This is a genomic window from Paenibacillus sp. sg306046, from assembly GCF_059821225.1.
The window spans coordinates 189,029-210,720 of sequence record NZ_JCAMRT010000010.1; the positions used below are offsets into that span (position 1 = coordinate 189,029).

Consider the following 21,692-nt stretch of genomic DNA (forward strand, 5'->3'; position numbering starts at 1 on the left):
CGTCCATGCCAGATGAAGGGGCGCCTGCAAATGGAGGATGAATGGCCATGAACATAAATATGCGCTGGCTTCGGGCGTTGCTGCCGCTGCTGCTGGTGATGCTGATGATGTGGCGGCCGGCAGCGGGGATCGCTGCTGCAGCGGGGGATGTGCGGATGGACGCCGTATTGTCTGTCGATGTCAGCACCTCGATGAATGAGTCGGATGTAAACAAGGTCAGCTTCGAGGCGGTCAAGCTGTTTGTCGATATGGCTTCGGTACAGGGGGACAAAATCGGCGTCGTCGCCTACACCGACCGGATCATGCGCGAGAAGGCGCTGCTGCAGATGAAAACGGCTGCGGACAAGCAGAGCCTGAAGTCGTTTATCGACCAGTTGGACCGGGGCCCGTATACGGACCTGGCGGTCGGCGTGAATGAGGCGATCAAGGTGCTGGAAAACGGCGCCGATCCCGCGCATACGCCGGTCGTCATCCTGCTGACCGATGGCAACAACTCGCTGCCGGCCGGGCGAACGCAAGCTCAGTCCGATCAGGAGCTGGCAGCGGCTGTCGAGCGGGCGAAGGCAGGCGGCATTCCCGTTTATACGATCGGGCTGAACGCGGACGGCCAGCTAAACAAGACAGCGCTGGACCGGATCGCCGCCGAAACCGGAGCCAAGTCGTTTGTCACCAGCTCGGCCGCCGATCTGCCGGCCATTTTAAGTGAAATTTATGCCCGCCACCTGAATCTGAAGGTTGTGCCGGTGCAGGAGCTGACCGGGAACGGGGCGTATCAGGAGGTTGCAATCGACATTCCGAACGCCAGCGTCCGCGAAGCGAATATATCCCTGATGTCCGGTTCGCCGGTCGAGGTGAAGCTGACCGATCCGCAGGGCAAGGCGGTGGCCGTGCCGTCGGACAAGGTCGTCTACACGTCCTCGAAAGCTTATACGCTCCTTAAAATTGTCCAGCCCGCGCAAGGCGCGTGGAAGCTGCAGGTCAAGGGAATTCCAAAGGACAAGATCAAAATTAATCTCGTGTATAATTATGATCTGAAGCTGCAGCTGGAGCCGCTGCCTGGCAAGACGTGGAAGAAGGGCGAGGAGGTTGCCGTCCGCGCTTATCTGGAATCCGGCGGTCTGAAGGCCGGCGATGCGGAGCTGTACAAAAATCTCAAGGCAACGCTTGTCTTGAAGGATGTGCAAACGGGCCAAACAGCGGAAGCTCCCTTGACCTCCGGCGCGCAAGGCATTGCTGGCAGCTACAAGCTGCCGGAGGCGCATGAATATGAGCTGGTCGTCCGCGCGGAGGATGCGGGCTACGTGCGGGAGACGGAGCCGGTCAAGCTGTCGGCGCTCTCCGGCGCAACTGCAACGCCGTCAGCTCCATCCGAAGCCGGTACGGATGAGGCGAAGGGGCCGGGCGCAGCGGTCTGGGCGGCGATTGCCGCCGGTGTGCTGGCCGTGGCGGCAGCGGCATGGTATGTGCTGTCGCTATGGCGCAAGGCGAACAAAGGCTTCGTCGGCCAGGTGGTCATCGAGGTGCGCGACGAGGATACGGGCGACCGCACGACGCCGCAGTACCGCAAGCTGGATGCGTTCCGGGGCAAGGTGACGCTGCATCAGCTGCTCCAGCTTGCGCCCGAATTTGCCGAGACGAAGGACATTGTGTTCCGCCCGGGGGCGAAGGACAATCTGGAGCTGTGCAATGGCACGGACTGCGTGATTGAGAAGGGCGGCCGGGTGCTGGATACGGCGCAGGGCAAGGAACTGCGCGCAGGCGACCGCATCCGCATTATGCTAGGCGGCGTTCACCGCTCGGTAACGCTTGAATATATCCGATGAAGGTTTTTATAGGAGGGGTAACGCGATGAAAGCAGTCGTAAGAGAGCATATCCAGCAGCTGGACGTTTCGCTCGGCGGAGGCATTGTCAGTGAGAAAATCCGGGTCGATACGATCGACAACCCGATGCTGGTCATCGGTCTGGGCGGCACGGGCATCGACGCGCTGCTGCGCTTGAAATACCAGGTCAACCGACGCTTCAAGCTGCCGGAGGACCCGCATACGAAGAAAAAACGCGAGAAGCCGGACAATATCGAATTTCTCGCCTTTGAAACGAATGAGCATGACCGCGGCAAGCGCTACAAGGGGGTCGGACTTGATCCGATGACTGAATTTGTGCTGCTGGCTAACGCCGAAATCGGCAGCGTGCTGCAAAACCGCAGCTTGCTGGAGCCGTACATCAAGGAATGGCTGTCCCCGGAGCTGACCATTACCGACGGCATCAACGGCGCGTCCGGTGTGCGCCAGGCGGGACGTCTGCTGCTGTTTACGAAAATTATTCAGGTCGTGCAGACGATCGAACGCAAGATTAAGTCGCTGATGGTCGGCACGAACAAAAAGCTGATGGTGTTTCTGCTGACCGGACTGTCCGGCGGCACAGGAAGCGGCTGCTTTCTCGATATTTCGTATATCGTGCGCGGCATTCTGGAGCGGGATTACGGCTCGGCCGGGGTGGATAAGGTCAGCATTCTCGGATACTTGTTTACACCGGATGTCAATCTGGCAAATAAAAGCCTGACCGAGCATTCTCGCGAATACATCAAGAAAAACGGCTATGCGGCGCTCAAGGAGCTGGATTACTGGATGAACGTGGACGAGCGCGGGGAGCGGTTCCGTCAACAGTATGCCAATATATTAAACGTCCAGTCGCCGATGCCGCCGTTTAATTTGGCCCATCTTATTTCGGCGACTAATCTGGAAGGCAAGCTGCTGGAAAACGCCTACGATTATTGTATGAACGTGACAGCCGAAAACATTACAAACTTTATGGCGAGCGAGCAGAAGGCGTCCGGCGAGGAGTTTGCGATTCACGATTACATCAGCAATATCCGCACGAACATCAACCAGATGCCGAAGGCGTATGCGGCCAACTACCAGTACAATATTTTGGGCGCGTCGTCGGCCGTGCTGCCGATTGAGGAAATGACGACGTTTCTGGCGTATAAAGTGTTTCAGCGGATGGAGCAGATGTTTGAGGCAGGCCCGTCGCAGGAGGAGGTCGAAAAGCTGGCCCATAAGCTGGCGCTTGATCCCGATTCGATTCACCGCGAGTTCGACAAGCGGGTGCCGGAGCCGCTGCCCGGCTACAAAAACAGTGAGCGGCTCAGCTACAACAACGTCGTGAAGCAGCAGGTCGTGCATGTCGATACGGAGCTGGAGCAGAGCTACTTGTCGCGGGCGCGCGAGGAGTATATCAAGTGCCGCAAGCAGCTGCCCGGCGAGCTCAAGGAGCGGTTCACCGAGCAAATTACGCGGTTGTTTTTACATCCGGAGCAAGGTCCGTTTTATGCGTCGCGGATGATTTTGCAGGATAAAGGCTTCTGCCTGCTCAAGCTGATCTCGTCTTATATTGAGGCGCTCAAGCAAAGCCTGCTGCGTGTGCCGCAGGATCTGGAGGCGGCAGAGGAAAGCTCCCGGCAGAAGCTGGGCGAAGCGAAAAGCGCCTTTATTTCCAAGGACCGCAAGAAGGATGCTTATATTGAGGCGAAAATTCAGGAATATATGCTGCACGCCGACCGTGAGCGGATGGAGCAGATGGTTGAATTTTACGAGGATTTGTACACGCTGATCAACAACGACAACTCCCGGATTTATCAGGTGTTTACGGAGCTGTTGAACGAGCTGAACCGGATTTTCGAGAAAAACGGCCACATGCTGCTGAACGGCGAGGAGCAGGTCGATCATAAGGGCAACCGCACCTATTACTGGAATGTGGTCAGCGTGCCGGACATGGCCAAGATGATTGCCCGGATGACGGAGGACCGCAATGCGCAGGAGCTGATCCGCGACTTCACCCAGCAGCTGCTGGCCCGGGCGAACCAGTGGGTCAAGGAGCAGGAGGTCGATATTATCGGCTCAATCTCGGACTTCCTGACGGACCAGTTCGGCGAGCTGATTACGAAGTCGATGGAGGAGTATCTCGTTATCCAGTACGGCCATGAGGATTCGATCGAGAAGCTGGTGGAGCAGCGGATTGCCGGGCGCTTGTATGAGGAAGCGAAGCCGGTATTCCATCTGAGCAATTCGTCGGGCAATTTCAATTTTCCATCGTGGGGTTTTGTATCGGTTCCGGTGAAGGCGCCGAATATTTTCAAGGGCATCCGCGCGTTTCAGGACAATGCGATTGCCAACTCCCGCTATACGATCAAGGAAAGCGAAGTGAAAAACCGCATTTTCTGGCTGAATACGCAAAATGGCGTGCCATTATTCCTCTATACGCCGCTCAAGGTGTACGAGGAAAGCTATGAGCGCACGATTTTGGAGCCGGAAGGCATCGGACGCCATCTGGTGCAGACGGAGCGCGTCAACTGGACGTATTTGCCGTCCCCTATTCCGGAGCGTTCCTGGGGAGATACGTACAGCAACGGTCGCGTGCGCGGCTACAATGCCGAGGTGCGGGGCGTGTTCGACCGGGCGGTTGCGCAGCGTGTGATCCGTGAGAAGCCGGCGGATTCCGGCACGATTCACCGGTACGAATGTGTTGTGACCGGGCCGCTTGAGCTGGAGCGCAGGCTGGCGGATTATGCGATGCAGCTGCAGCAGGAGCGGCCGAATCTGGCCGAGGTCAAGCGCTGCGCGGGCGATCTGCGCAAGCTGCTGGAGCAAGGGCTGGACGCGGTGAGCGTGAAGGATATATTCGGCAGCGTAAGCGAGGAGATGGCGAAGGAAAACTTGATCCGTTCGCCGGAGCAGCTGCGGCAGGTGCGCGAGGAGCTGGGCAAATACGAGCAGCTCCGCGAACGGCTGGAGGCGCTGGAGAAGGTGCTGGCCGACCATCAGGACGAAGAGCGGCTGCTCAAGCAATATATTGAAGCGATGTACACAGGCGCCATTACGCGTCGTGGCGCGCTGTATGTGTATGATCACAGCGCCGAGGAGGACGCGTGGGAGCCGTTTGCCAATGTGATGCAGGCGGGACGGTTCGTTGATTTCGTCATGTACGGCAAGCTGCGGACGCTTGCGCCGAAGCAGCTCGCGCAGCTGCAGCGCAAGACGGCCGACCGCATCCGTCAGCTGACGGCATCCGACGATATTTCCGGTTTGGTCGGCAAGCTGCAGGAGCTGGCTGGCGTCTATCAGGACGCGAAGTCTGCCCTGGACTATGACCGCGGCGATTACGCGGACGGCGAGGAGATGTACCGCTTCTACAAGGAGCTGGCGGTTCAGGTAAATGAGCTGGTACGGAGCTTGAAATGACGGTTCGGTACGGGGCTTGAGGTTGAAACGTGGCCGGGGCGAAGCGTTCCGGCGAGGGAGGCAGTGAGTATGCAGGAGCGGCTGGCGGCATTTGCCGAAGTGTATGTGCAGCGGATGGAGCAAGCGGACCCCGGCGCGGTGGAGCGCCGGAGCTTGCGTCAACCGTTGCTGTTCCTTGCCGTCGGCGAACGGTCGAAGGCGGCGCTGGAGCAGCTGGTCAAGCAAAACCGTGAGCAATGGACGCATCCGGACGGCATTATGTATGTGTACATCGGAGAAGGGGAGCCGGATGTGCCTACGGAAAGCCAACTGTTCCGTTGGGAGCCGTCGTTCTTGGCGGGGGACGCCGGAGCGGACGCGGATAAGCGGTCGGCGCGCAGCTGGCTGCCGCAAGCGCTGCTGGGCGGCGGCGACGGGTTGCAGGAGCTGAATCTGCTGCTGCGCCGTGTCGTCGGGCGAATCGGCGAGAAGGGGCGGCTGTATGGATCGCTGATGCAGGTGCATGTCGCTGTTGTGACTTGTGCGGATGATCCCGCGAACGCGCTGCTCCCGGAGCTGGCGGTGCTGCTGAAGTCGGTGCTGGGGGAAAGCTATCGCTCAGTGTCGGCGGATTTATTTGTCCTGCTGCGGGAGAAGCAGTCGCAGCGCGATTATGCGTATGATGCAGCATTAAGCGTAGCCTTTCTGCAGGAGCTGGACCGGATGCAGCGGCGAACGTTCCGTTATGAGGCCAAGCTGCAGGTAACGCATGACGGACTCCAGCTGCCGGTCGCGCATGGGCCTGCCCCTTTATTTGATACGGTGTATATGCTCGGGGATAAAGATGAACGCGGCTTGTTCGCCGAAGCGCCTGTCGCTGCCTGCAGCCGGATTATAGGACGGTTGAGCTTTCTGCGCTGCCGCAAGACGGCTGATGGCGAAATCCGGCATAATCCTTACAACCACCAGCTATTCCGGCAAAGCATGATGCCGCCGGGCGCCGACGAGGCGTATTACGCGTCGGCCGGTCTGGCCGAGGTGACCCGGCCGGACCGGGCGATTGCGCTGACGGTGCTGCTGGCCTTGCATCGACGGCTGCTCAAGCTGCTGCAGACGGGCGCCAGCGGAATCGGCCAGCGGGAGCTGCTGGAGGCGCTGGGGCTGGAGGCAGCGGGGGCGGATGCGCTTGTGTATGCGGTAGCCGAGCGATTCCCTGATCCGGTGGCGGACATGCAGGGCTTGCTGTATGAGCCGGTGCCGGCGGGAGAGCTGCGGCGCAAGACGCTGCGTCAAGCGGAAAATGCGTTGTTTGGCAGCAATGCGCGCGATTTTTTTGAACGGCAGCGTGAGCGACTGAAGGAAGCGCTGGCGGTCAGCGCTCCGGCGGAGCGGCTGCGGCAAGCCGTCTGGCAGCGGCTGATCGCGGATGCGCGGTACGGGCTGTGGGCCGTGTACCGCTGGACGGACCCGGATGAGCGGCACGGGCTGACAAACGCGGTCCGCGAATGGCGGCTTGAGCTTGACCGCCGTCTGGCGGAGGGCCGCGAGGAGCTGGAGGCGCTGTATGAGGAAAGCGCGGAGGGGCTGCCTGCCGGACGAAGCGGCGTGTTCGGGCTGTTCGGCGGCGGCAAGGCGAACCTCAAGGCGACGGTTGCTGCGCTGCTGGACCGGGTGTACGGCTGGAAGCGCGAGCTGCTGCTGCTGGAGCTAAAGCGCGAGGTGCTAGCGCGCTGGGAGCATATGCTGGAGGAGCTGCATAGCGCACTCAAGCTCTATACGGACAGGCTGACGGCGATCGACAGGCGGCTGCTGGACGCCTGCCGTCTCCGCATGCTGGAGACAAGCGAGGAGATGGGCCGCAACCTTGAGGAGTACTACACACAGACGGCTGAACGGATTGCCGCAGAGCTGGAAGCGCGTTGGGGCGACCGCTTTGAATTCGACGAACGGCGGATGGGGTCGATTGCCGCTTTGCTTGATCAGGGCGACGAGGCGTATGTGGCGCGGTTGATCCAGGTGGCGCAGACGGATTGGTTTGTACATCCGTTATTCGGCCAGCCGTTTGAACAGGAGCTGCTGGAGCGAGCCAACGTAACGGTCAGCTATGAAAACCGCCAGGCACTGACGAAGGAGGAGCTGTACCGGGATCTGTGCGCTGCTCTGGACCAGGAATCCGCCGTCCGGGCGGACGTGTATCGGTTCACGCACCGGCATCGCCACGAAGAGAGCTACTTGTTCGGCGATGCCCGCAGCGAGCTGGTCCAGGCGGCGCTGGAGGCTGGAGAACAAAGCGACTCCAAGGTCGGCTGCGTCCATGAAGGCTGGAGCAGCGGCGTGGAGAAGCTGCGTCTGATGGGCGGGTTTCGACGCGACGATCTGATGGCTTATCGCAACGGTCAGCGCTTCTACGAGACGTACGCGGCGAGCGGCTACAAGCTGCATCGGCCGGACTGGGAGCCTGCAGGGGCAGGGACGACGGAGCGGGAGGATGATCGAACGAACGAGGCATAAGAGCGAAGATCGAACGAATCGTCAGACGAATGATTGAACCCGTGCTCCAGCACATGATCCACAGAATGAACGACGGATTAATCAGGCTGAGGAGCGGACGCCGTCCGGAGAATGCTCATCGGAGGGTCAACATCGAACAGAAAGAGGGGGAATCCGATGAAGCGTCGCGCTATAAACGGGCTGTTGCTTGTTTTCGGCCTGATCGGAGGATTTATCGGGTATTTGGCTGGCGAGTGGCTGCTTGCCGAGCTGTCCGGCTCGCTGCATGAAACGGTGCTGATGGGCCTGTACGTTGGTGTATTTGCCCTGTTTGTAACCGCAGGCTGCTTGCTGGCCGAAACGATCTCGCCCAGGCTGAACGGAGCAAACTGGAAGCTGCGTTATGCAGCCGACGGCTGGAAGTGGCTTATCCCGGCTTCGCTGATTCTGCTATTTGCGGCCGGGACAGCTTGTCAGTGGTTGTATGGGCTGGACCTGAGCCGAAAAACGGCGCCGCGCGATTACATGCTGCTGCTGGATACTTCTGAAAGCATGAAAACAAATGACCCGGCGAATTTGAGCCGTCAAGCGGCGGCTTCACTGGTAGGCGAGATGTCGGGCGGCAAGCGAGCGGCCGTTGCGATGTTTAATGAAAATACGGCATGGCTGCAGCCGTTGACCAGCTTGAGCGACCAAGCGTCGCGGGAATTGATTCAGGACAAGCTGCTTGGCGCGCCTGAGCCTAGCGGACAGACCGACATTGGCAAGGCGCTCGGGCAAGCGATGGAGCAGATGACGGCTTCGGGCACCGAGGCCGGACGAGGGGCTGTTATCTTGATTTCAGACGGGTATAGTGCCCTGAATTTGGCTGAGGTGACCGCGCCTTATATAGCGAAGCGCTTCAGCATCCACACGGTCGGATTGGAGTCGGCGGGCAATGAGCAGGGCAACCGGCTGCTGCAGCAGCTGGCCGAGTCCACCGGCGGGACGTACCGCCATGTGGAGCAGGCGGAAGGCATTGCCGACGCCATCGGTTCGATTTATGCAAATCAGCGGCATTGGCATCTCGTCGAGGAACGTACCGGCATTGCTGCGGACAGCATGTATCGCGCCGTGCTGCGTGTCGGCTCGCTGCTGCTGATCGGGGGCTTGCTCGGTCTGGCGCTGGGCATCGTGTTTGATAACCGCTATCTGGCGCGCAGCTTCCTGATCGGCGGCTTGGCAGGCGGCTTGCTGGCCGGTCTTCTATTGGAGGCAATGCTTCCGCAATATGAGCCGTTCCTGGTGCGGGCGTTGGCCTTGCTGATACTTGTGCTGGTGCTCGTCTTGTCAACCGCGCTTATTGCCTTCCGGCAAAATCTGGAGGGGGCAGGACTGACGCCGTTCCGCCGGGCGCTGGGCTCAGGCTCGTCGGCCTGGCCCGCATCCTCCGGTGAAGCGGCGCGCAGCCGGGCGGGCAAACGGTTTCGTTAACGGTTGAACGTATGCTAAGATCGTCGGATTATCAGATCATCGGCTCATCGGCTAAACCTAAGGAAGGGGCAACACATCTCATGCTGTGGACTACGCCGGATGACCGGCAGCGCATCACCAAGGCCGTTTCCCGGCTGGCAGACGGCGAATGCCTCGTCACCTGGCAATGGCCGGCGGGGATTCAATACGTCATGATTCACAGCTTCGGCGCGGAGGGCGAGTCGGTGGGCGGAAGCGAGGCCGAGCTGCGCATGAAGCTGTACACGCGCGAGGAGTACAAGGTGCGGGGCGGGTACAGAGTACCCGCTGATTTCATCGGCGCGCGTCAGTTCCGCATTTATCCGTGTCGGATGGAGCAGGGCCAGCTTGTCGGGCTGCGCCAGACGGATGCGGACAATGTGGCGCGTGTCAGCGGAGGCCGGGCCAAAATCCGTTACGGCATCCAGTACGGGCTGGGCTGGTTTACCCGGCAGCGGTCCGTCCAGATCCGGCTATACTGCGAAATGCCGGTGCCGAAGGAAGCGCTCTGTTATGTTAAAAAGCAAGGCGGCGTGCCGCTGCATCCCGATGACGGCACGAGGTATCCGCTGCTGCGCGATTTGCCTGCGGGGCGGAGCGAGCTGCCGGAAATTCAGGTGGGCCGGACGGAGCAGCTGCGTATTTTTTTAACCGACGGGAAGCGGTATGGCGATCAATTCGAAGTGGTGCCGGAGTAGGGAGCAAGAGAGCAAGAGAGCAAGAGAGCAAGAAAAGAGAGTAAGGGAGCACGGGAGTTAGGAGCGCAAGCAGGCACACGGGCACGGGCATACACAGGGGAGCTGTCTAACGTTGTCATTTCGTCATAAGGGGGAGGATCGGCATGCTGGACTTTTTCAAAAGCTTGTTTGATAAAAAGGCGCCTGTTAAGGAAAGGCCGCCGTTTTATAGCATCGTTTGTCCGTATTGCTTCGCCAAAAGTGAGCCGTCGGAGGTCGTGTTTCGGGCTGCGCATGTGAAGGAGCAGGATGACGAGTTCGCGCTCCAGGAGGATGAGCGTCTGAATGCGTGGCGGCGCAAGTTCCGGCTTGCGCTGCCGGACATGGAGGCGGTGCTTGATCCGGATACGGTGCCGGAGGATAGTCGAATTTACGCCGGGCAGGTGCTCGTCGGGCTTACGGATCGGTACGGGGTGACGACGCGCCGCCGTCTTTGTCCGAACTGCCACAATGAGCTGCCGATTACAGCCGGGCAGGTGCCGAGCAACATCATTTCGATTGTCGGCGCGTCGCAGGTCGGAAAATCGGTGTATATGACCTCGCTGATCCATACGCTGCAGACGGAAACCGCCGCCGATTTTCAGGCGGCCTGCATGCCGCTGAGCGCGGATATTTCCCGCAAGTTCCGGCATCATTACCATGAGCCGATCTTTGAGCGGGGCAGCATGCTGTCCTCAACGAATCCGAATGAGCAGCAGGAGCCGTACATCTTTCAGTTTATTTTCAAGGATGAGACAAAGCCGCCGCTGCTGCTCGTATTTTTCGATGTGGCGGGCGAGGGGATGGTGGAGCGGGACTATCTGGACATCTATGCAGCGCATATTCAAAATTCGTCGGGGATTTTGTTTCTCGTCGATCCGCTGCAGGTACGGACGATTCGCGACAAAATCCGTTTGAATCTCGGCGAGGGAGAAGGCGAGTTCGCCAGCCGCTACGATGAGCCGCGCGAGGTTGTGATCTCCTTGTATGAAAATTTTATCTCCCATCAGCAAAGCGGCAAGACGGACATTCCGACGGCCATCGTGCTGACGAAAAGCGACATGCTGCAGCATTTGCAGGAGGAGGACAGCGATTACATCCGTCCAAACAGCAATGTGTTTCAAGATGTGCGGCATAGAGGTTACTTGAACAGGACAGAGTTTGAAAATATTAACGGCGAAATACGCCGGTTTATCGAAAAGGTGGACCGTCCGTTTAAGGACGCCGTGGACGTCTACTTCCGCAATACGGCGTATTTCGCCGTCTCGGCGCTGGGCACCAACCCGGTCAACCGGCAGGTAACGGGTGTGATCAGCCCTGTGCGGGTCGATGAGCCGTTCATCTGGCTGCTGAACCAGCTCGACTACATCGACAGGAGAGATGCGACGTGACTGCGAAGGGACAGCGCAGCATTCAACAGCATTATTTTACGCGTGCGCGCGAGGGCGTGTTCCGGACTAACGAAGGGTTCGATACGGTGGCGGTTTCGCCGGGGTTGGACGGGTTATTTGTCAAATCGGCGCTTCATCCGTATTGCGCGTACAAGGGGCCGCAGGAGCATGAGCTGCCGGGGGGCGGCGCAACCGAGGACGGGGCGGCTTATCCGGCCGCGCTTGCCGTGTATCACGCAGATAACGGGGATCTGGTGATCGGTCAAACCGTCTTTGTGCCTGTGGATTTTACCGGACAGCGCAGCGCGTTTTTCACCCATCAATACGTGGTGCCTTCCTCGCGGAAGGATGAGTGGGTGCGGCGTCCGGAGCTTGTATTTGGCCTGGACCGCTTTGCGGTTTCCCATGATTCTGCTCAAGGCAAGGAGCTGCCGGAGCTTCTCGGGGCTGCCGAGCTGAAAAAGGACTGGTCGGGCCGGGGAGAAGACGCATTGTCGACGGCTAGCGCGGCGGGTGAGACGGGGCGGCAGGCAGGAGGACAGACTGACGAGCTGCTGGCGAGACTTGGCGTCACCCGTGAAATTTTCGGTCAACTGCTCGTGTCGATCATGTCCTCGCTGACCAATCGCCGCAAAGTTTACATTGTGCTGGATGGGCAGCCATTGGAGGCAGAGCGGGAGGCGAGGACGCTGATGCAGCTGCTGTGGGGCAGCCTGCCATATGCGTTCCGGCGCAGGCTGGGCGTGCTGACCTACTCCGGCGAGCCGGAGGGCAAGCAGCATCTGCATGTGACCTTTCTCGGCAAAGGCGGGCTGCGTCAAGGTGACAGGCAGCTGGAGCGCGACATGGTGTTTGACCTGGCGGCAGGCCGGATCACGGGAGCTGACGCTGCGGGAGCGTTGCCGGTCCGTGAGGCCAAAGGTTCGGAAGCTGGCGGCTTGTCGGCGGAACGGTCGCATGATGCAGAGGCTGCGGACGTATCGACCGGCCGTACGGCAGAAACGTCAGTCGCGGATGAGTCAGCCAACCGGGCAGGAGGGGCGGAAAACGCCGGGACGTCGACGGATCGGCTGGCAGGAGCGCAAGCTGCGAGCGCTTCGGCAGATCGGCTGGCCAAAGCGCTGCTGGATCGGCGGAAAATTACGGAAGCAGCAGGTATGTCCGTTGGCATCGGAGCTGCCGAGAACGGGGCAGCCGGAGCAATCCGGGCCGGAGCTGCTGCGAGTAACGGTGTGAGCGCGCGAATTGGCTCCGGCGGCGGAACGGCAGGCGCGGATCGCTTCGCCTCGGCGGGCTCCGCAGGCTCCGGCAGCCGCTTGCTGGATACGATTTGGTCGCTGCGTCACGCGCCGGACCAGCTCGATGAGCTGTTTCAGTTTTGCGAGCAAGCGCTGCACGGTCTGGACGCGGGCGCTGCATTAGCTTTGGCTACCTATGAGGAGCTGTGTACGCTGTTTCTCATCGAGCAAAGCGGGCCCGAGGGCGAATCGCTGGAGTCGCTATATGATACCGATCAAGCGCGAATTTGGCAGTCACTGGGCATCTATTTGAAGGGACAAAGTGAAGCGTTCCGCAAATCCCGGCTGCAGGAGCTTGTCGTCCAGCTGCTTCGTCTGGAAACGGCCGATGTGAAACGCAGCGGCGATTCCAAGCTGATCGAGGCGATGGCGGGCTGCGCGGAAGATGTCGGGCGCGGCGAGTCCGCCTTGCTGAGCCGGGCTGTCGCTTTGTTTGTGATGCGGGCTGCGGCGGGGGGCGATACGGCGGCAACTGCGCCGCTGCTGGAACCGCTCAGGCAGCGGCCGGAGCTGTTCAAGGCCGTGTTCCGCGAGCTGTCCGGCTTATCGCCGCGAACAGCTGAAAGCTGCGCGGCTTACGCGCTTGGGCGGGCTGACAGCGCCAAAGCCTTGCAGGCAGCGCTCGCTTTCTGGTTGATGAATGCGGATACGCTGTCGCTAAGCTTTTTTGCCGCAGAAACGGTTACGGCCGTGAAGCGGCTGCTGGCTAAGGAAGCGCTGGGGCGCAAGGTCGAGATCGGCGCGGCTTTGTTCCGCTTCTTCGACGAATTGCCGGAGCAAGAGGGACTGGAGCGTTATGCGGACTACTGCGAGCTGTTGAAGCTGGATATCCAGCTGCTGCTGCTGGAGGAGGTTCCGCTTGCGGAGCTGGAGGCGGAGCAGGTCGCCCGGCTTTCCTTTATGCTGGACCCGACGGCGCCGGAGCTGCTGCCGCATTTGACGAAAGGCCACCGCCTGACGCTTGATCTGTGGACGGCGGTTTACCGTGTGCTGCACATGGATCGGGGCGGCGAGGCGATGGCTGCGGCGGCGATGGCCAAGCTTGGGCCGCTGGAGCTGGACCGGGCGCAAGCATTTTTGCAGGGCGTTTGGCTCGGAGGCATGCCCCGTTCATCGTTTTCCGGCATTCCGTTCGCCTTTTACCGCGAAGGCGGCAGCCAGGGAGGCAGCTGGGGGACGTTTGACTTTGATGCCATGCTCGATTATTTGGCCAGAGCGGCGGGCAGCAAGGACATTATTTATGCCTTTATCGAATGGAGCGCTTCGGATGAGCGTTTTATCGGCTCCCGCGGCGGGATCGACCCGCATTACCGTGCGGCGCTGAACCGGTATTTCGACCGTTATGACCACGGGGCGCTGCGCCAAAAGCCGATTGGCGAGCGTCTGATGGCTGTGCCAAACGAAGCGTTTGTCAGCTTGTTTCGGGACATCCGTAAAAGGCAGGCGCCGGGCTGGCAGCGCAACCTGCTGCGTCGACGCAAGCCGCTTATCCGCATCCTGTTGATCGCTGTCGTCTTGTTTGTTGTGATACCGGCGATCTGGACGCCCGTGTCCGCATTTATCGTCCGGCCCGTGCCTGAGTTGACGGTAGCGGAGCTGCCTGAACGGACGACGTCCGGCATCGTGACCGTCAAAGCCGAGGCTGCGGATTCTTACGACAAGCAGCCGAATATTTATGTGAATGACGTGCTGGCCGGTCAAGGCAGCGTTAGCCGGGATGTCGTATTGGCAGCAGGTACGAACACGATTACGATCCGGGCGGAAAACAAATACGGGCGCAGCCCGGAAACGGTGACGCGTACGATCGTGCTTGAATCGGCTGTTGGACCGAAGCTGCCCGCCTCGGCTGCCGGAGCAGGCGGCCCGGAGGGAAGCGCAGCCGGGACTAATGGCACGGGTGTGCTGATTGGACCTGCCGCACCTGCGGGTACGGACACGACAAAGTCGGCTCCTGCGGGTACGACGGGAGCGGCATCTGCTGGCCAGAGCAGGTAGAATGGATTTTGACAGGTCGTTGCCTGTGTGAGACTGAGAAGACAGCCTTTCCCAATCGGGGGGCTGTTTTTTTGCTTTAACTCACTAGCAAGCAGCGGCAGATTGAGGGAGCTCGGACGAGCATGTGTTGAAATTCAGGGTTGCAGCAGCTATAGCGTAGAAGTTCAAATAAATCTGATGAAGTTCAGCTATAATTCGACAAAACCTGTCAATGAAATTTATGGATGAACTGTGTATAATCTAAACTTGCAATCTAAAATTGTAGAAAAAACAAGAATAATAGAGCGTTATGTAGAAAAAGGATTTAGGGAGGTGTAACCAAAAAAGTAGTTAGAAAGCAAATTAAACAGCAGGAAAGGGAGCGTTACTCGTATGGCTTCATATCGTTTAATTTTCGTTTGGATTATCTTCATTGTTGGGATGTTAGCGCCGGTTCCGTTATTCGCCGCTTCGCTTCACGAGGAAAAACAGCCTGCAAATACGGTTCAACCCATTCAAGAAGCGCAAAGCACTGGCAGCAAGCTGTCAGCCGGCTCCGTCCTAGCATTGAGCTCCAGGCAGGAGCTTGACTATACCTACGATAAAAACAGCCGGTTGACTTATACCGTAACTTCATCTGGTGAAATTCTGGTGATCAAATATGACAGCAACGGCAATATGATTTCACGCAAGGTGCAATCTTCTCCAAGCATCGTTGTTTCTCCTGCACTCGACTTGTCTTCGCCGTCCTATGAAGTCTATGCCTATGGTCTGTCTAAGGACGCTACAGAGGTGACATTTCCTACGTGGACGCTGCATAACGCGCATGATGACATTGTCTGGTATCCCGGTCAGAAAGTTGCCCCTGGAATTTGGAAGGCAACCGTTCTTTATAAGAACCATCATATGGAAACCGGAATTTATGAAACCCATGTGTATGCGGGGACCACTATTTTTGACGGGATTAAAGCTACGGTCCAGCCGGCCGCTACCCCCATTACAGCGCCTTCAACCGTTAATGTCAGCGGTGGTTATTATGAGGTCAGCATTGATGGCGTAAATCCGGATGTGGCTCGCGTCGTTTTCCCGACCTGGACAGTGGCTAACGGTCAGGACGATCTGGAGCAGCCTTATATTGTCGGGACCCGAATCGGCGAGCGGAAATGGAGCATCAAAATTCCATTCGATAAGCATCACAATGAAACGGGAACTTACTTGACAGATATTTATGCTCAGGACCTGTACGGCAACAGTGTTATTCTGGGCGGGGTGTCGGTTCAGGCTTCAGCTGGCATTCAAATTCCCGCCGTGCTGGACACAACGATGCCTTCTTACGATGTGTATGCCTATGGTATTCCGGCCAACGCCGCTAAGGTTGAATTCCCGACCTGGACCTTGGCAGGAGGACAGGATGATCTCAAGTGGACGAAGGGTGAGAAGGTATCGGAGGGGATTTGGAAAGCAACGATTTTGCTAAGTGAGCACAATCGGGAAGCAGGTGTGTACGCAACCGATGTATATGCCGACGGCAAGTTTGTTCAGGGTGTTCGGGCGACAGTAAATCTTAAATGGGCGACGGTCAACGCCCCTTCGACGGTCAACCTGAGCCAGGAATTTTACGAGATTGTTATTAGCGGCGTCAATCCGGAGGTCAAGGAGGTCGTTTTCCCGACCTGGACGGAATTCAATGGTCAGGATGATTTGGAAAAGCCTTATATTAAGGGGAGTCGAGTTGGTGAAGGCCAGTGGAAGATTTCGATTCCATTCAACAAGCATAACTATGAAACCGGCAAGTATATAACAGATATGTATGCACTGGATGCTTATGGGAATTCAGCTATACTTGCGGGGATAACTGTTCAAGCTCAGGCAGGCTATAAAATTCCAAGTGTCGTTGACAGGACGATCGCTTCTTATGACATTTATGCGTACGGAATTCCGGGGAATGCCTCCGTTGTGAAGTTTCCTACCTGGACGACGGCTAACTGGCAGGATGATCTGAAATGGGTAACAGGTCAAAAAGTCACACAGGGTGTCTGGAAAGCAACTATTTTATTCAGCGAGCATAACGGAGAAGCGGGCGAATACTTAACGGATGTGTACGCGGACAATGTGCATACCCACAGCATTTCAACCACGGTCAATCCGGCCTCCGTACAAATTAATATGCCTGCCACTGTTAAGTTAGACAAAGGCTCTTATGACGTTACGATTGACGGAGTGAGTCCGGAAGCAGCTAAAGTCTTGTTTCCGACCTGGACGGAGCTTAATGGTCAGGATGATTTGGAGAAGCCTTATATTGAAGGCTATAAGGTGGGTGAACGTACGTGGAAAATCACGATTCCGTTTGCCAAGCATAATCAGGAAACAGGCACCTATTTTACCGATATCTATGTACTGGATCAATATGGTCATTCCCAGTATGTTGGCGGCCGTACTGTCCAGGTTACCCGTTAGCGTTCACAAAATGCAGCAGCATACGAAAGGACAATCAATGAGACATTTTACGCCTAGAGTACCGATCCTTTTCTTGTTCGTAGCCAGTGTCGTTTGGTTTACGTTTTTTGCGGCCAAGGCCTATGCAGTTGATGACAATTTGCTTGTCAACGCTGATTTTGATACGTATTCAGGTACAAATGGAATTGTGGATGGCTGGGGCCAGGAGAACTGGGGAGCAACGGCGGCTTCATTCGGGTTATCGACTACACCGGAAGGGGCGCATGTCCAGAAAGTAAGTGGAACCGGTATACCGAATAATGGAATCGTAGCCGTTAGCCAGGTTGTGAAGGTAGAAGCGAACAAATCTTTTTCTATCAAAGGACGTTTCCATGTGGAAAGCTTGTCCCATGCCAAGGTGCAGCTGTACGTGGACTTTATAGGAAACGCGGGTTTTACAGGATCGAGTGTGACAGAGTATGCAGCGCCAGGGGCAGGTTACCTGACTCTTTCCGACAGTGGAGTCATTCCAGCAGGGACAACCTCTGCCAAGATCTATGCGATGGTGAGAGCGACTGCTGCAGGAGGATCGGGAGTTTTGTATGTGGATACGGTCAATTTGGCATACAGCACCAGTGATTCCTTATTGTTTAATGATGATTTCGACAGCTACACAGGGACCAACGGAGTTGCAAATGGCTGGGGGCTGGAGAATTGGGGAGCGGCAGCGGCGTCATTTGAGGTACCAACGACCCCTGAGGGCGTTCGCGTTCAGAAAATCAGTGGGCTTGGAATTCCAAATAACGGAATCGTAGCCATCAGTCAAGTTCTGAAGGTGGAGGGAAACCGGCCGTATTCCATTCAAGGACGCTTCCATGCGGAAAGCTTGTCCCATGCCAAGGTGCAGTTGTATGTGGATTTTATAGGGAATAACGGGTTCACGGGCAGCAGTGTAACTGAACAATTAACGACTGTGGATGGCTATTTGACACTTTCGAACAGCGGAATGATCCCTACAGGTACTACTTCAGCAAAGGTTTACGCGATCCTAAGAGCGACCGGTGCGGGAGGAGCCGGAACTGTGTATGTAGATGCTGTTAAACTGAGCTACGGCACGCCGAAAAGCTTGCTGATCAATTCGGATTTCGAGAGCTCGGGCGGATGGAGCCTGCTTCAAGATAGCAGCGATGACTTGAAGGTTACTTCTGTGTCTGCAAGTCCTGTACTAGATCAAACCTCTTACAGCTACAACAAAGCGGGCCGATTAATGAATTCGAAGACCTTTAAACAACAAGGCAGTCTGCGTACAGGCTACAAGTACGATCAAAATGGGAATTCGCTTAAAACAGTGGTGATCCATGGAGACCGGGCAGCTTCTCCAGTGCTGGAGGGGCGGCAATCCTTCCATATAGCCGCCTGGTGGATTAAAAACGGCGATTTTCGGGGAATTGCTCAGTTCGTCAAAGTAGAGCCGGGTAAACCGCTCACGATTCAAGCCGCTGTCAACGTGGAAAGCTTGTATCATGCGAAGGTACAGCTTTATGTCGATTACTACAACGCCGCAGGTCAAATTATGGATTCAGCGATCGCAGAGCTGGCCGAGACCACGGGAGGTGAAGCCCGTATACTGGCTGCGCAGAAAACAACGCCGTCCAGCGCAGCCTTCGCAAGAGTGTACGTCCTGTTAAGGGCTATGCAAGACGATGCAGCAGGTGCTTTCTATGTGGATGAAGTGAACTTGAGCGCAGGTTGAAACGGGCTGCCCATTTCTTGAACGAACTAATAAGTACGACTAACTGAGGAGGATTGAAATGAAAAAATCATGGTTATCCGTCATGCTGGCGGTTGGGTTGGTGACCTCGCTGCTGCCTGCGCCCAGCATGGCCGCATCTCCAAAAGAACAAGGGATTGCTTCTGCCAAGTCAACCCCAGGCCAGCAACAGGCCGGTTACATCATCAAGTACAAGGATAGCGCGAAAGGCAAGCAGACCGCACAGCCCCGCAACAAACGCAGTGTGAACAAGGAAAAGACATTTAACCGTCTCCCTTCTACGGTATCGACAGTGCTGACGTCGGAAGAGGTCGAAGCGCTTAAACAGGATCCGAATGTCGCTTATATCGAAAAAGACAATGTCGTGAAAGCAACGGGAGACCGCATCTTGCCGCATCTTACCACCCTTGCCATGCCAGAAGCATCGGAGAAGCCTGCTGGCGGCGAGGGAGTTAAGGTTGCTGTTCTGGATACCGGACTACAAACGACCTCTACTGAGCTGCGGGTTGCCGGCAGCGTCTCGTTTGTCTCCGATGAGCCTTCGGTGGAGGATCAAAACGGCCATGGAACCTTGATGGCTGGCCTGCTCGCGGCACTACAGGATGGAAAGGGCCTGGTCGGGGTTGCTCCGCAGGTCGAGCTGTACAATGTGAAAGTCTTAAATGAGCAGGGTGAGGGCACCTACAGCCAAGTCATTCAAGGTATTGAATGGGCGATTGATCATCAGATGGATATCGTATCCATGAGCTTCTCCGGCACGGAATACTCAGCGGCGCTGGATGAGGCCATCAATCTTGCGGCTCAGCATGGCCTGATTTTGGTAGCTGCTGCCGGAAATGAGGGCAAATCAACCGTCGCGTATCCCGCCAAGCTGCCAGCCGTGATCGGGGTAGGCGCTCTTGATGCCGACAACCGTCGGGCCTCCTTCTCCAATTTCGGAGCCGAGCTTGAATTGATGGCGCCTGGCGTGTTGATTGAAGGCTTGTCTTTGCAGGAGCAGCACTATGTCACATACAGTGGCACCTCTGCAGCTGTGCCGCAGGTAGCGGGGATCGCCGCTCTGGTCAAGGCGCAGAACCCGTCGCTGCGTCCGCAGGATGTTCGTCACGTGCTGCAGCAGAGCGCCTTGCATCTGGGCAGCCCGGAGGAATACGGCTATGGCCTTGTTCAGGCCAAAGAAGCACTGGCGGTTGCGGCTCGAACGATTCCATCCGGAGAGGGGGCATTTCCCGAGACCGGTGGTTCAACCGTGACCGATTCGGTCTATGATTCGGTTTACCGCGTCACCGCTTCTGCGACGCCATCCTTGAGTTTCGATAAGGATGCGTTAAATAATGTGAACTTGAAGCAAGTCAATGCTCCTTTCTCGTTATCCAGCACGCAGGAGCAAATTTCTACAATCTCAGGCAGCCTGTCCATTACGGAGCCGGAGTTCACCTTGCCAGGGAGAAACGGGCTGTCCTTTACCTTGTCCCGAACGTATGACAGCAGCGAAGCGCAATTGTATGGGATGGATATCTGGGCGACCGATGCAAGCTGGGCCTACCCTGGTCGGGTTGTCTGGTACAATTTCACAACGCAAGGCTATGGTTCGACGACGTTTTTGGAATCGCATAAAGAATCCAGGTTTCAATTAGGCAAGGGATGGTCTTGGAATATCCCCACTATTGAAGCTAATAAAAGTATGCATAACGGCACCTCTAAATCATATCTGAACTTGCCGGGCGTAGGCACGTATGAGCTGTACTTTGATGGAAATACCGGCAAGCTGGTCGGCTATCCATGGTCTGATCTTACGATTACTCGAATAAACCAAACTTCGTTGATTCGGGTGAAGACGATCCATGGAATCATCTACGAATTCAGTACTGGCGGATATTTGCTGAACATCTCCGACGCTTATGACAATAAGATTGAGTTTACTTATCAGGGTATTAATGATAACAGAAATTTCGTGCCTGCTACGATCAAAGACGTACTCGGCAACGAAATTAAAATCACGTATAAAAAAAATCAGGTTATCCTTGAGCAAGGGACTAGAAAGATCACCTATCAAAAGCAAGGAGCGGTTCAGCTCGAAAATTTGGTAAGTGTAACGGATGAAAAGGGCCGAATCACCACCTATGATTATAGTCAGAAGCCTGCAAACTTTAACCTGCTAGTCGGACAAGACACCGGTTTTAATACATCGAATCCTTACAATTTGTTAACAGCGATTACATATCCTACACAGGCGCAAAGTGTGTACACGTACGAAGAGCAAGCTGTGCAGCGAAAAATTGGACCATCAGGCTTCAATGAAGCGTATCGCATCAAATCGCGGGCCGATCGCAGCCATTCTACTGCGCCTAATAAAAATGTGGTTAACTATTCGTATAGTCAGGCTGAGGTTGGCTCCTCGTACGGGTCAAACTACGAATTTCTGGTTTCAGCCACCGCAGGTCAGAAGGTCACAACCTATACTCATTGGAAGCAGAGCGGTTCGCCTGATGTCATCACGACGAAATCAGTAGAGGAGCAGGTGGGCAAGGAACACATTAAAACGACCTATGAGTACACCCAGGGCCTGCCCCTGCCCAATAAAACCTCCGTTCTAGTGACGAAGGAGTCATCGCCGACCAGCCGGACATATTCGACTTCAAGGCAGTACGGTTCTTATAAAAACGTTACAAGCGAAACAAACTCGCAGAATGCTACGGCGACGTATACGTATGATAAGGATACGCATTTGTTAAAAAATGCCTCCGTACCTATTAACGCAGATATGACCCGCTATGAGGAGTATACTCGCAATAACCAAGGCAGTATGACCGAGGTCGTGGTTAGAGAAAATAATAAGGAGCCATTCCTGTAATGAAGTAATTTGAGCTTTGAACGAAAAAAGCACCTCTTGTATACTGGGAAACGT

The 21,692-nt window shown here is 56.5% G+C and carries 10 protein-coding genes; all 10 read left to right on the plus strand.

Annotated elements, in window-relative coordinates; translation table 11 throughout:
• Positions 1 to 47: 47 nt before the first annotated feature.
• The 10 genes from AC6ROY_RS12750 to AC6ROY_RS12795 all read left to right on the plus strand — a co-directional run bounded on the left by AC6ROY_RS12750 (position 48) and on the right by AC6ROY_RS12795 (position 21,638).
• Positions 48 to 1,823, plus strand: a complete 1,776-nt coding sequence (locus tag AC6ROY_RS12750; RefSeq protein ID WP_500100859.1) for a vWA domain-containing protein — start codon at positions 48 to 50, stop codon at positions 1,821 to 1,823.
• 25 nt (positions 1,824 to 1,848) lie between these two features.
• On the plus strand, positions 1,849 to 5,238 hold the full coding sequence (locus AC6ROY_RS12755; RefSeq protein WP_500100860.1) for a tubulin-like doman-containing protein: 3,390 nt from the start codon (positions 1,849 to 1,851) through the stop codon (positions 5,236 to 5,238).
• 69 nt (positions 5,239 to 5,307) lie between these two features.
• Positions 5,308 to 7,728, plus strand: a complete 2,421-nt coding sequence (locus AC6ROY_RS12760; protein WP_500100862.1) for a hypothetical protein — start codon at positions 5,308 to 5,310, stop codon at positions 7,726 to 7,728.
• A 156-nt stretch (positions 7,729 to 7,884) separates the two neighbouring features.
• On the plus strand, positions 7,885 to 9,180 hold the full coding sequence (locus AC6ROY_RS12765) for a vWA domain-containing protein (protein ID WP_500100863.1): 1,296 nt from the start codon (positions 7,885 to 7,887) through the stop codon (positions 9,178 to 9,180).
• 80 nt (positions 9,181 to 9,260) lie between these two features.
• A complete protein-coding gene (locus tag AC6ROY_RS12770; RefSeq protein WP_500100865.1) occupies positions 9,261 to 9,896 on the plus strand; it encodes a hypothetical protein in 636 nt (211 codons plus the stop codon).
• Positions 9,897 to 10,039: 143 nt separating this feature from the next.
• Positions 10,040 to 11,305 (plus strand): TRAFAC clade GTPase domain-containing protein, encoded by a 1,266-nt coding sequence (locus AC6ROY_RS12775; protein ID WP_500100866.1) that lies wholly within the window; start codon positions 10,040 to 10,042, stop codon positions 11,303 to 11,305.
• The gene (locus AC6ROY_RS12780; protein ID WP_500100868.1) at positions 11,302 to 14,598 is read left to right on the plus strand and encodes a GAP1-N2 domain-containing protein; all 3,297 of its coding nucleotides are present in this window, start codon (positions 11,302 to 11,304) and stop codon (positions 14,596 to 14,598) included. The genes AC6ROY_RS12775 and AC6ROY_RS12780 overlap by 4 nt, the downstream gene beginning before the upstream one ends.
• A gap of 372 nt (positions 14,599 to 14,970) precedes the next feature.
• On the plus strand, positions 14,971 to 17,034 hold the full coding sequence (locus AC6ROY_RS12785; RefSeq protein ID WP_500100869.1) for a GBS Bsp-like repeat-containing protein: 2,064 nt from the start codon (positions 14,971 to 14,973) through the stop codon (positions 17,032 to 17,034).
• A 37-nt stretch (positions 17,035 to 17,071) separates the two neighbouring features.
• Complete coding sequence (locus tag AC6ROY_RS12790; protein ID WP_500100870.1) at positions 17,072 to 18,766, plus strand: hypothetical protein; 1,695 nt, start codon at positions 17,072 to 17,074, stop codon at positions 18,764 to 18,766.
• A 58-nt stretch (positions 18,767 to 18,824) separates the two neighbouring features.
• A complete protein-coding gene (locus tag AC6ROY_RS12795) occupies positions 18,825 to 21,638 on the plus strand; it encodes a S8 family serine peptidase (RefSeq protein WP_500100871.1) in 2,814 nt (937 codons plus the stop codon).
• Positions 21,639 to 21,692: the final 54 nt, after the last annotated feature.